We start from the raw sequence: 12788 nt of genomic DNA, 5'->3' as shown, positions 1-12788 counted from the left end.
GAATATAATTAAAAATATATTCCAAATGACATAATATATATATTATTTCATTCATTTTGACATATTTTATTTAGAAAGGAGTTTCAAATGAAAATTGACGAAATAGATGCACGGATTTTACATGAGTTGCAAACAGACTGCCGCATTTCCATAAGAGAGTTATCCAAGCGAGTGAAACTTTCGCCGCCTTCCGTTACCGAAAGGGTGAGAAGGCTTGAGGATAACAATATCATTGAGGGATATACTATCCGCCTCAATAAAAAAAATCTTGGCTTTACCATCGACTGTATCATTGAAGTCACAATGAGAGATGGACAATATAAGAAGTTTAAAAATTTTATTAAGGATTATAAGTACAGCGAATGGTGCTACAGAGTTGCTGGAGCATCGTGTTTTATCGTAAAATTGTCAGTTCTTTCTTTGGATGATATTGAACAGTTTATCAATGCTATATCCCCCTATGCTCTAACGGAGACATCCATTGTCTTTTCAAAGGCAGAGGTTAATGATAGTATAGATAAGTTTTTATAGTTTCCATAAATAACACCCTGTTTCTGAAAAACGGAAAAATGTATTCGTCTTACAGCAATATTACATAGCACGTATCCCATATATCTGTAGGTATGAGGTGCCGGGTATAAGACCCCAACTATTATTCTTTTGGCAGTTCTTCTGACCAAGGCGGGTATTTATCCAGTATCTCTGGATGGTTCAGATAATCGTTATTGGGCATGCTTTCCAGAATGTATTTCAGGTATGCATAAACATCCAGATCGTTGGCCCTGGCGGATTCTACTAATGTATAAAGAACGGCATTAGGGGCTGCTCCCTTAGGAGTATCGGCAAGGGGACTGAAGCCGTTATTGCAACTTGCTCTGGTGCAATGTAGCTTGGTAGCTTGCATCTAGCAAATGTAAATGGAGTAAAACGCTTGCAATTCTTACAATCATTATATAAGAATTGTAAGTTTTTTTGTATCCGTTATTTTATACATAATATTTATGTTGCTATTTTGGCTTTTTTCAAAAAACCCTATAGACAACCACACTATTGTGTGTTACTATATAGTAGTAGTAAGTAATACTGAATATATGTTATACGGAATAGCAAGGAGGGAATACATTGGAGAACCTTACGGAAATGCTCAAAGGTGTGCTTGAGGGCTGTGTCCTTGAAATTATAAGCCGCCATGAAACCTACGGCTACGAAATCACGCGGCGGCTGAACGCTCTCGGCTTTACGGACGTAGTAGATGGAACGGTCTATACCATCTTAGTGAGACTTGAGAAAAATAAGCTCGTGGACATAGAAAAAAAACCTTCCGATATGGGACCGCCGCGTAAGTTCTATACGCTCAACGATGCAGGGCGAGAAGAACTGCGGCGATTCTGGGGAAAATGGGAGTTCATATCATCAAAAATTAATGAGTTAAAGGAGAGAAGATAATGAATTTTTGGGATAAAATTACAGGAAACGATATGACTAAAGAATTGAAAGCTTTTGATTCCCGAGCCAAAAAGCTGCCGAATGATTATCAAGAGGCATGGGAAAAAATCAGTTTGAATCTTTGGCCGCACTCAGATTTCACCGGACGCAACCTCATGCCGATTCTTGATGGTGTGCTTGGTCTTCTCGAAGAGGCGGCAGCGGACGGTCAGAGTGTCCAAGAGGTTTTAGGTGATGACATCAAAGGCTTCTGTTCAGCATTGGCCGGCGAAGAAGGGGCAAATTCATATCGCGACAAATGGCGTGACCAGCTTAACAATAATATTGCTAAAAAGTTAGGTAAATAGGAGGATAAAATGAGAATACAAGATATTATCAAAGGCAAAAAAGAGTGGCGGTCGCACATGGCGCGTGTAAAAGTGCTCCCACAGGATTATCAGATTGTTTATAAAGAGATTCAAAAATATCTCTTTAAGGTCGGCCCTGTTGAGCTAACCGAAGGGACGGAACTGCTCTCGGGGATAGTCGAACTTTTTGAAGAGGGTGCGGCCTCGGGGAAAGGCGTGTTGGAAGTAACGGGCAGTGACGCCGCGGCTTTCTGTGACGAGCTAATCAAAGATTCCAAAACTTACGCCGACATCTATCAAGAATCTGTTGACAAAGGAGTTTACAAGGCCATAAAAAAGGTTACGGATAAAACAAAGTAAAGGGGGATATTGGGATGGAAAACGCAATTGAAGTTAAGCATATGCGAAAGTCTTTTAAAGACACAGAAGTCCTAAAGGGCGTCGATTTTGAAGTGAAGCGAGGTGAGATTTTCGCCCTGCTCGGCTCCAACGGCGCGGGCAAGACCACAATGGTTAACATCCTTTCGACACTTTTGAAACCTGACGGAGGAACCGCGAGCGTCTGCGGCTTTGACGTTTCGCGTCAGCCGGGCAAGGTGCGCGAAAATATCAGCCTGACTGGGCAGTTCGCCGCTGTGGACGAGATATTGACCGGGCGGGAAAACATTATATTGATCGCAAAGCTAAGGAGCGTTCCCAAACCAACCCAAGTTGCCGACGACCTGCTCAAACGTTTTGAGCTTACTGACGCGGCAAACAAACGGGCGGGTATGTATTCTGGAGGCATGAAGCGCAGGCTGGATATAGCGATGAGCCTTGTGGGGACGCCCGCAGTCATCTTTCTTGACGAGCCGACAACCGGACTTGACCCGGAGGGACGGCTTGAGGTCTGGAAAACTGTTAAGGAACTTGCTGACACTGGCGTGACGATTCTGCTTACAACGCAGTATCTGGATGAAGCGGAACAGCTTGCCGACAAAATCGCAGTCCTGAATGAGGGCAAAATTATTGCTAACGGGACGCTTGAAGAACTCAAAAAGATGTTCCCGCCCGGAAAAAAAGAATATATAGAAAAACAGCTGACACTAGAGGAGATTTTCCTCGCGATTATCGGTAAAGGAGGTCAAACAAAATGAAAAACAATACAGCCGTATTGACCGGGCGCTTGATGAAGCACATATTGCGCAGTCCGGACACAATTATCACGGTTGCGCTAACGCCGATTGCGATGATGCTTATGTTTGTCTATGTGTTCGGCGGTGCGGTAAAAATGAGTATGGGTGCTGATATAAATTATATTAATTACCAACTGCCGGGTATACTTTTGATAGCTATTGCGTCGGGCATTGCCTACACCGCCTATAGGCTGTTTTTGGATATGCAGAAAGGGCTTTTCTCGCGTTTTAATTCCATGCCAATCAGCCGTTCGTCGGTGCTGTGGAGTCATGTGCTGACCTCTCTTGTGTCCAATATGCTTACAGTCGTTATCATTTTCCTTGTTGCGCTTGTTATGGGCTTCCGCTCAAGCGCGGGAATACTTAACTGGCTCGCCGCAGCGGGAATACTCGCTCTTTACACACTCGCGCTGACATGGATCGCAGTTATTCCTGGTCTCACGGCAAAATCTATGGAGGGCGCGTCCTCGTTCTCATATATACTGCTCTTCCTGCCCTTTCTCAGTTCCGCTTTTGTGCCGACCAAAACGATGCCCAAAGTCGTCCGCTTATTTGCGGAGAATCAGCCCGTAACCTCAATTGTGGAGACGATACGCGCTTTGCTTAATTTTGAATCCGTTGGAAACAATATCTGGATAGCTCTCGCGTGGTGCGTCGGAATTATAGTTGTCGCGTACATTTTCGCGATGAAGGTGTATCAACGCAGGATATGAAAAAAGAGGCGAAGTACCGCATGTTCGTGATATTCTTTGGGTATTGCCATTAATTCGGGGCACTTCCGCAAAGACTTTAGCTTCACCAAACAAGGCACTCCACGGATTAATACGGCGGAGTGCCTCGTTCGTTTTTCAATCTTATTCATTTACATCTATCGACACGCTGGACTTGAATTCCACGATAAATTTATTCTCGTAGACAGTGACTTTTTCTTTTCATCACGCAGGCTGTAAATTTCGTTGCCGACCTTCTCATAGTCGCCCTGGGGGCTGGCCAGCTTCAAAAGCTCGGCTTGCTGTTTTGACAGTCGCTTGTCGATATCGTTAAGGGTCGCATTGTACGGAAAAACAGTCAAACAATGGAGAAGTGAGCATGAGGAGAAAAAGGGAAATATATAGTTTAAGAGGTAGAATAAATCAGTCGGCATAGAGGTGACATTTGTCTGAAGATAGAAGCATATGGCTCAGAAGCTTTGCGTAAAATAGTTCGTGAATTTCAAGGCGAAAATAGACAGCTGAAAGAAAAACTTACAAAAGCAAATATCAAGTTCCGTTTTCCAGTATTATATAATGGAATTGAAACAGAGGAACTGCGTTGGGACAAAGAAAGTACCGTGGAGACGGTATGTCTGAGGTGTCTGCGAATTAGCAGACAAGGTATCCTCACGCATATATCAATGCAATGTACAAGGGAGAACTTGCGGTGTGCAAAATTCTATGAGATAATAGTTGCGAGTATATTTGCCAAAAGCAACGCAGATGCTTGTAAAAACCTTGAGCACTTGGTAAACGAAGTTAAGAATTTATTTCTTTAACCATAGGAGGTTTTATATCATGGGAAGAATTTTCACTATTAGGCTCGGCGGCTGTGCAGTTTGCTGTTATCTGGTGGCTGGCAGTACAGACGGAATCTGCCGTTATGCTTACGATTTCCACCATCGTTGCCATGCTCCCCAATATGATAGTTGGTCCCTTTGCCGGAGTTTGGGTAGACAGGTATAATCGCCGTACTGTCATGATTGCAGCAGATGCACTGGTTGCATTCTCAAGCGTGATTTTAGGTATCGCCTTTTTGTGGTCGAGGCACCGCCAATTTGGTTCATGTACTGCATACTCTTTCTGCGCGGACTCGGAAACACTTTCCACGGACCTGCAATGCAGGCTGCCATTCCGACACTTGTGCCAACGAAAATGCTGAATGTTCCTGTTATGGCATATGTTCAGGAAACTACACCGCCAGAAGTTATGGGGAAAGTTTTTTCGTTAATGATGACGGCAATGCTGATGGCGATGCCAGTTGGTCTGCTCTTAGCCGGCTCCTTAAGTGATGTTATTGGTGTGGATACATGGTTTTTTTATTCTGGGATAGGTCTTATATTAACTGGGGTTTGGTGCAGATTTCGTACAAAGCCATATGATAAGGAGACTATGCTGCCGGAAGCGGAACTGGATAAATAATACCAACTCAAAAATAGAAATAGCATACACCGTTGCCGATGAAATATTCCAGCATAGAGAACTGAAAGAGAGGTCCACGTCCGACAGCTTTGCGCGGGACAGTATTGGCCTGTGGATGATTACTTTTATCCCGGAGAGCGAATTACCCATTTCCTTGGACGGGATGTCACGAAATAACACCATGGAGGAAATTTATGTTTAAAGAAAAAATTATGTTAGAGATGAAAGAGGTATTCAAAGAAATTCCCTTCGGTATAGATCATACTCTCAAAGTTTTGCAAAACGCAGAAGATATTATGAAAGGTGAAAATATCGGAGAGGAAGAAAAAGAATTCATCAGTATTATTGCTATACTACATGATATTGGTGCGGTTGAAGCACAAAAAAAATACGGTTCTATTGATGGTGTCTATCAAGAAAAAGAAGGGCCAGCAGTAGCCAGAGAAATATTACAAAAAGTAGGCTATGGTAAAAATATTGATCGAATATGCTTTATAATAGGCAATCATCATACTCCATCTAAAATTGATGGACTTGATTTTCAAATACAATGGGAAGCTGATTTGCTTGAGAATTTAACGGTTATGGATAAAGAAAAAGAACAGGACAAGATAAAGAAATGCATCAATGATAATTTTAAAACAGCTACTGGAAAAAAGATAGCCTATGAACGTTTTACTTTACATTAAAAGTAGATTTGCATTGATCTATGACGGGCAAGACCACGACAGTCAATCTCCTTTCAACAATGACAAAACAAGGCACTCAACGCGTCTTAATCTCGTAGAGTGCCTTGCTCGTTTTCAATTTTATTCTTCAACATCCATCGTCTGACCAGATTTACATATAAACATTCTTAATAATTTTTTCAAATATCTATTGACCTTAACGTAGCGTTAAGGTATAACATGGTTCTTGTAAGGAGGTGAAGCAATGTGGAATACACGATACAAAAATTAGCAAACTTGGCAGAAGTCAGTACTAGGACCCTTAGATATTATGATGAAATTGGGATTCTGAAGCCGGCCAGAATCAACTCATCCGGATATCGAATTTATGGTCAAAAACAGATCGATATTTTGCAGCAAATTATGTTTTACCGAGACCTAGGTGTACAACTAGAGAAAATTAAAGGTATTCTCAATGAACCTGACTTCGATGCAGTTAAAGCATTAATGGGACACCGTGAGAAACTTCTTGCAAAACGTGAACGAATGGACATATTAATTGCAAATGTAAATAAAACTTTGGATGAAAAAGAGGGGAGAGCCAAGATGTCTGATAAAGAAAAATTTGAGGGCTTTAAAAAAAGAATGATGGAATGCTAAGATTACAAAATCAATTTCACTTACTCGGAGCAATACCTTTGATCAGCAATTCTGTCCATTGAGCGGTATATGGGATAATCTTTTGATAGATGTGAGGGGTGGAGATACCTTCAACCAGGGCCTGTAAATAAATCAAAAGGAATTCATCCGAATATTTCAGATCAATCTTGCCTTCTTTTCGGCCGCGGTGGAATAAATCCAGCATGAGACTATAACTTTCTTTGGTGTATTGCTGCATCATCGAAGATAAGTCCTCATTATCCTTCGTCGTAATGAATTCCATTAAATCCAGATAAAACTGCTTATTGACTTTTTCCAGATAATTAATTTTGTTCTGGCTTATAGCAATCAGAGTTTCTTCGAAAGGTCTATTTTCAGCCATGATTTCGTGGGCTGTTTGTCCGATTTTATTTATGAAATCATTATAGACTTCATGTATCAGGTTTTCTTTAGTTCCAAAATACTTAAAAATCGATGTCTTACCAACATTGGCATTTTTAGCGATTTCATCCATTGTTAAATTTTCCATACCGGCATCTGTATTCATTAAATGGAAAGTTGATTCTAGAACTTGATGTTTCTTCTCCTGTGTTCGTTTTTCATAGCCGTTCATTCATAATTCCTGCTTTCTACTGATCATGTTTAAAGGTGTTTTTAGAATGCTTTTGGAACGTTTGATTCATTTCTTTCTTATGATTTCATTATATATTATCAGTTCTGAATTATCAAATAAATAATAATTATATTATGATATTTTAATTTGACTAGATTAATAAATAGATATATAATTGAATCTATAAATGACTTTTGGTTTAAAACAAGGAGTAATAAGCGATAATACGAATGATAATAATATTTTAGTTCGTAATGTATGTTTGGAATTTTAAACCTTGTTTTAAACTGGAAGGCACATTATAAAACTATTTCAAACTAATTATAGAAGGAGTTTTATTATCATGAAAGAAATCGTAAAAGTGCAAGGGTTACAAAAGAAATTTGGTAATTTTATAGCATTGCATGATGTGACATTCTCAGTAAATGCAGGAGAAGTTGTCGGCTTTATTGGACCAAATGGTGCGGGTAAGTCAACAACGATTCGTACTTTACTTGGGATTATCAATCGTGATGCCGGGGAGGTGAAAATTTTTGATAAGGATGTCTGGAAGGATAGCCTTGCGATACATGAGCGAATTTCTTATGTTCCGGGGGATGTGGCTCTTTGGGGCAGCTTAACAGGGGGCGAAATTATTGACTTATTTATTAAATTACATGGTGGAGGAGATAAGGGAAAACGTGACTATCTGATTCAACGTTTTGAATTAGATCCTAAAAAGAAATCAAAAAGCTATTCAAAAGGAAACCGCCAAAAAGTAGGCTTGATTGCGGCGTTGTCGGTTGACTCCGATTTGTATATATTTGATGAACCGACTTCTGGCCTTGATCCTTTAATGGAAGCTGTCTTCCAGGATGAAGTTGAAAAAATCAAGCATGCAGGGAAAGCAATTTTACTATCCTCACATATTTTAAGTGAAGTGGAACGTTTAGCAGATAAGGTGGCTATCATTCGTCAGGGAAAAGTTGTTGAAACCGGGACATTGGATGAATTGCGTCACTTAACGCGTTCTACAGTTACTTTGACAGCAGAAAGTGATGTGGCTAAGATGGCATCTGTTAAAGGTGTCCATGATTTCAAACAAAAAGGCAATCAAGCAACATTCTCTGCAGATAATGAATACATCAATGATATTTTGTCCGAAGCGGTAAAAATAGGTGTTAAGAAGTTTGAATCTGTTCCACCAACGCTTGAAGACTTATTTATACGTCATTATGAAGTCTAAGTGTCGGAAGGAGGAAAATAGGTTGAAAGAAAAATTTGCACGTTGGGGTGCACTATTTGCACAATATTTGAAACGTGATCGGAAAAAAATTATTATCTGGATTTTAGGTCTGGGCTTGTTTTCAGGTGGATTTATTCCGGCATTTGCGGAAATCGGCAAGGGACAAGGATTGATTGGGATGTATGAAACTATGAAAAATCCAGCCATGATTTCAATGGTTGGCCCGACACCGGCAGACACAGCGGCAGAGTATACATTAGGAGCCATGTATGCCCATGAAATGTTGTTGTTTTGTGGTTTGTTTGCCATGATTACGGCTGCTTTGCATGTTGTAAGCCATACTCGTAAGGAGGAAGATCATGGTCTAACTGAACTGGTGCGCTCCTTTAGGGTAGGTCGTCAGGCAAATTCTTTTGCTGTGATTGTCGAAGTTGTACTTATCAATATTTTATTGGCGCTTTTTACCAGCGTGGTTATGATTAGCTTTGGTGCAGATACGATTACGACTAAAGGATCATTTCTGTTTGGCGCATCTATTGGGATGGCTGGTATCCTGGGAGCTGTAATCACATTAGTTATGGCACAGATTATGTCAACTTCATCCGGTGCTACTGGTTCAGCTCTTGGAATGATAGGATTACTCTATATTGTCCGTGCCGGCACAGATGTGTCAGATGTTGATTTTTCGATGATCAACCCTATGGGATGGACTTATCTAACTTATCCATTTACTGAAAATAATTGGGTTCCTCTTATTTTTGCTGTAGTCTTTTGCATTATTGTAGTAATGATTGCCTTTGCCCTTGAAGGGGGGCGTGACATGGGAGCTGGTTACTTACCTGAAAGAGAAGGTCGTGCGTCAGCGAAAAAATCCTTACTGTCCGTACCTGGCTTGTTTATCAAACTTAACAAAGGCGTAGTGATTAGCTGGTTGATTGCCTTTGTAATCATGGGAGCAGCTTATGGTTCGATTTATGGAGATATGCAGACCTTCCTTAGAAGCAATGAAATGTTAACCCAGATGTTTACACAAGCTGGTATTTCAATTGAAGCATCATTTACCGGAACCATTATGATGGTAATGATTGGATTAGTTTCTATTTTGCCAATCACTATTGTGAATAAACTTTTTGCGGAAGAAACGCGGTTACATCTGAGCCAGCTTTATGCTACAAAAGTGACTCGGTCTAAACTCTATTGGACTAGTATCATTTTGGCAATTGCTGCAGGAGTAATTGGTATTTTACTGGCTGCGGGCAGTCTTGGTGGTACGGCAATTTCTGCAATGGGTGAGGGCTCATCTATGAAGATGGGCGATTTTATCGCTGCAGGCTATAACTTTCTGCCTTCTGTATTCTTTTTTAGCGGACTTGCAGCGTTGGCTTTAGGCTGGGCACCAAAACTGGGTAAAGTTATTTATGTATATCTTGGATATTCTTTTGCATTAAATTATTTTGGCAAAATTTTAGATTTACCGGAATGGTTTTCAAAAACAGCTGTACAAAGCTGGGTTCCACGTATGCCAATAGATAAGTTTGATGGAGTGATTTTTCTAACTATGACAGTCATTAGTATTGCCCTGATGATATTTGGCTATGTGGGATATTGCAGGCGGGATATGGTTGAAGGAGCTTAACTGGGTTAGTTGGTTTGTCTGCCTAGACTTTTTGCAAAAGTGGCCTAGTAAGCTTTCGAATGGTGGTCTACGGAGCATGGATTATTTTTTGAAGTACATTAGTTTATACTAGATCGAAGTGAGCACAAGGAATATTTGAAAGTTTAGGAGCACAGTGCCTCGCCCCTGACTTAAGTGCAAGGAGGATATGGAGATGAATGAAAAAGTTGTTATTACATCAAATGATTATGACCGTATAGATGGCAGAAATGCTTATAAATCTGACATTAAACGCTTAACGTTAGGCGCACCTATGCTGGAAGAAAATAAAGAAATGCAGATTGCAGCACAAATTTGGAAAGCTGATAAAGATGACAAATTGATTTTGGCTCAGGAGCTGCCTGTTCATCAAGTATTTGACATGATGATCCTTTTGTCCAGGACATTACTTTATTTCAAAGAGGCTTATAGATTTCCACTCTTATATGACCCGGAAAAGCCCACTGCAGAACGTATTGGAGTACAAGGTGGTGTATTACCCGTAGAGATATGTACTGATAATCAAAATATCGACGAAGATATCAAAGCATTTGCCCAGAGTCTGAATGATTTAGGGGAATTAATAGGGGAACGCCAACGAGTACTTGGCTGCATTTTAGAAGAACTGGAGTGTTATTAATATGAAACCGATATGTAATCAGTCACCTGCCAGACAACTGACTGAAGAGGAACAATCTCTTGTCTGGAAAAAACCGCCCTCACATATTGAAAGTGAAGCAGAAAGACGTATATATCAAGAAGCAGCAAGAAATTGGAACCGCGGAGAAATGAAAATCAGTACAATTTTGCTGGAAGGTGATGCAGGTTCTGGGAAAACCCAGCTTGCCAAAGCCCTCTCTGCTGATTTCCATCTGCCGTATACGAAGGTAACTTGTTTTGCAGATATGGATAAATCCGATGTGCTTGGTTCTATTCTTCCAGTATTGTCGGAAAAAGATGATAAATCAGATACTGTTGAATATCGATATTATCCGTCAGAAATTGTCCGGGCATATGAAAATGGATGGCTCTTGGAAATTCAGGAACCCACAGTTATTAGGGATGCTGCTGTTTTAATGGCTCTAAATTCCGCATTAGAACCAGATGGCAGTCTAAACCTGCCTACTCGTATTGTACACAGGCATCCTGATTTTATTGCTGTTATTACAACAAACCGTGGATATAATGGCTGCCGGCCTTTGAATGAAGCTTTGCGTGATCGAGTACAACATGCTGAAAAACTAGATTTACCCCCTAAAGCGGTTATGATAGAAAGAGCTGAAGCTAAGACCGGCTATCATTCTGAAAATGTTCTTTCTCTTTTAGCCGAAACTATTATTTTGTTAGATGAAACGGCCCGGGCTAATGCCATTAAGGGTGTAGCTGGGATGCGATCCTATATTTTTTGGGCTGATGCTGTTGCAAGTGGTGCTTCAGTACAAAGCACGCTATATTATAAGGTGCTCTACAAAATTACCACTGACCCACAGGAGCTTGCCATTTTAGAACAGGCACTGTTAAGTCATGGCCTGATAGATAAACTTGAGGAATTAGAGACGGTATCTCATTCTCCTGCAGATGGAGAGAATCCAGAAGTAATGGAACTTCATATTTCCGGTAATGGGGAATACTCTGCAGAAACAGATAAAGTTGATAAAAATGCAATCTGCCTGAGAAAATCAGCAGAAAGTGAAGGACATTCAGACACGAGCAGTGAAAAAAATACGGATGTTTCAAGCAATGATAATGGTGATAACGGCGCACCACTTTACCATGAGCTTAATCGATCCTTTACAAGCAAATCACAAAAAAAGGGATTTCGTAAACAGTTAAACAGGGAAGCGCGGCAAAGCACTCAGGGCACCTGCCATGCGGCAATCAAGCTTATTGTACATCGTCCGGAAACTACGCCCCAAAGCAGGGAGGAATATCACAACATGGCTGCTGACTTACTTCCGGTTATTCGGGAATTAATCCGCAAAACAAACCCGCTTTTGGAGCATGAAGTTTCTTCTGAATTTACTAAATCTCAGCTTTATGGCACAAAGTTCTGTGCAGATCGAGCTGCTATTCCGGACTTCCGCGTATTTGCCCGCAAGCGTCCTCCTGAGGAAGAACCATCCCTCGCAGTTGCTCTCAGGATTGATGAATCAGCATCTATGTCTGCCTTCGGGCGTTTAGAAGCGGCAAAACAGGCAGCAGTCGCTTTATATGAATTTTGTATGGGGTGTGGTATTCCGATAATGGTTTACGGTGATACAGCAGACCGCTCGAAACTGGAACAAATGTCTATTTATGCATACGTAGACTTTGAAAGTAAAGACCCGGATGACAAATATACCCTTATGAACATTCAGGCTCGCAGCAATAACCGAGATGGTATGGCATTACGTATTATTTCTGATAGATTGCTTCATGTACCTCAAAAAACCAAATTAATTATCAGCATCAGTGACGGGCAGCCTAAGGCTATGCCCGATTATACAGGTGAAAAAGCAGTTCATGATATGAAAGATACTTTACAGGAATTCAGGCGTAAAGGCATCCAATTTCTTGCTGCAGCTATTGGGCAGGATAAAGAGGCTATCTGTGAGCTTTACGGAGCTGAAAATACATTGGATATAACCGATTTAAAGCAGCTTCCGATAAGGTTGGTACAAATAATCACAAGATTTTTATAATGTTTTACTAAGAAAAAGGGCACCTGCCGTCATGACGGATGCCCTAAAATCTCTTATTGTATGCCCATACAATAAAACCACTTGCTAGGCGAGTGGTTCCCCTACCGGCTTTAGGCCTAGATAGAAAAGCCCCCACAGCTTGTAT

13 protein-coding genes and 2 pseudogenes are annotated in these 12788 nt (G+C 40.7%); 13 read left to right on the top strand and 2 right to left on the bottom strand.

The features are described from left to right. The first annotated feature begins 87 nt into the window (after positions 1-87). Positions 88-531 carry an Lrp/AsnC family transcriptional regulator gene (locus tag BN3456_RS03415; protein ID WP_089982751.1) on the top strand — a complete coding sequence of 148 codons (444 nt, stop codon included), beginning with the start codon at positions 88-90 and terminating at the stop codon, positions 529-531. A 121-nt stretch (positions 532-652) separates the two neighbouring features. Here BN3456_RS03415 and BN3456_RS03410 read toward each other — a convergent pair whose 3' ends face one another. After that, complete coding sequence (locus BN3456_RS03410) at positions 653-904, bottom strand: transposase domain-containing protein (protein WP_242862789.1); 252 nt, start codon at positions 902-904, stop codon at positions 653-655. Between the two features lie 236 nt (positions 905-1140). On the opposite strand from BN3456_RS03410, the gene BN3456_RS03405 reads away from it, so the two are divergent. From BN3456_RS03405 to BN3456_RS03360, 8 genes and pseudogenes are all read left to right on the top strand, one after another. Continuing rightward, positions 1141-1446: a PadR family transcriptional regulator gene (locus tag BN3456_RS03405; protein ID WP_176699088.1), complete on the top strand. Its 306-nt coding sequence runs from the start codon at positions 1141-1143 to the stop codon at positions 1444-1446. After that, positions 1446-1793 (top strand): DUF1048 domain-containing protein, encoded by a 348-nt coding sequence (locus BN3456_RS03400; protein WP_089982749.1) that lies wholly within the window; start codon positions 1446-1448, stop codon positions 1791-1793. Before BN3456_RS03405 ends, BN3456_RS03400 begins: the two co-directional genes overlap by 1 nt. Before the next feature lie 9 nt (positions 1794-1802). Next, a complete protein-coding gene (locus BN3456_RS03395; RefSeq protein ID WP_089982748.1) occupies positions 1803-2153 on the top strand; it encodes a DUF1048 domain-containing protein in 351 nt (116 codons plus the stop codon). A 14-nt stretch (positions 2154-2167) separates the two neighbouring features. Then, on the top strand, positions 2168-2929 hold the full coding sequence (locus BN3456_RS03390; protein WP_089982747.1) for an ABC transporter ATP-binding protein: 762 nt from the start codon (positions 2168-2170) through the stop codon (positions 2927-2929). Continuing rightward, the gene (locus BN3456_RS03385; protein WP_089982746.1) at positions 2926-3681 is read left to right on the top strand and encodes an ABC transporter permease; all 756 of its coding nucleotides are present in this window, start codon (positions 2926-2928) and stop codon (positions 3679-3681) included. Before BN3456_RS03390 ends, BN3456_RS03385 begins: the two co-directional genes overlap by 4 nt. Positions 3682-4489: 808 nt before the next feature. Further along, positions 4490-4881: pseudogene (locus tag BN3456_RS16195) on the top strand (MFS transporter); the annotation flags it as partial. Positions 4882-5336: 455 nt separating this feature from the next. Next, positions 5337-5831, top strand: coding sequence for an HD domain-containing protein (locus tag BN3456_RS03365; protein ID WP_089982744.1), 495 nt, complete (start codon positions 5337-5339; stop codon positions 5829-5831). Positions 5832-6077: 246 nt separating this feature from the next. Next, positions 6078-6464, top strand: a pseudogene (locus BN3456_RS03360) (MerR family transcriptional regulator); the annotation flags it as partial. Positions 6465-6486: 22 nt separating this feature from the next. Here the strand turns inward: BN3456_RS03360 and BN3456_RS03355 are convergent. Continuing rightward, positions 6487-7083: a TetR/AcrR family transcriptional regulator gene (locus tag BN3456_RS03355; protein WP_089982742.1), complete on the bottom strand. Its 597-nt coding sequence runs from the start codon at positions 7081-7083 to the stop codon at positions 6487-6489. 343 nt (positions 7084-7426) lie between these two features. Here BN3456_RS03355 and BN3456_RS03350 point away from each other — a divergent pair, with 343 nt between their 5' ends. The 4 genes from BN3456_RS03350 (at position 7427) to BN3456_RS03335 (ending at position 12643) form a co-directional block, all read left to right on the top strand. Next, entirely contained in the window at positions 7427-8308 is an 882-nt protein-coding gene (locus BN3456_RS03350; protein WP_089982741.1) for an ABC transporter ATP-binding protein, read from the top strand. Between the two features lie 22 nt (positions 8309-8330). Beyond that, entirely contained in the window at positions 8331-9944 is a 1614-nt protein-coding gene (locus BN3456_RS03345; RefSeq protein WP_089982740.1) for an ABC transporter permease, read from the top strand. Positions 9945-10137: 193 nt separating this feature from the next. After that, on the top strand, positions 10138-10602 hold the full coding sequence (locus BN3456_RS03340) for a DUF6530 family protein (RefSeq protein ID WP_176699087.1): 465 nt from the start codon (positions 10138-10140) through the stop codon (positions 10600-10602). Between the two features lies 1 nt (position 10603). Next, positions 10604-12643 (top strand): AAA family ATPase, encoded by a 2040-nt coding sequence (locus BN3456_RS03335; RefSeq protein ID WP_089982738.1) that lies wholly within the window; start codon positions 10604-10606, stop codon positions 12641-12643. Positions 12644-12788 lie beyond the last annotated feature (145 nt).

This window comes from Clostridium sp. C105KSO13 (assembly GCF_001517425.1).
In the GTDB taxonomy this organism is placed as follows: Bacteria; Bacillota; Clostridia; order Lachnospirales; family Lachnospiraceae; genus Muricomes.
Note: the sequence above shows the minus strand (reverse complement) of the source record. Positions and strands in the feature narration are given on the sequence as shown.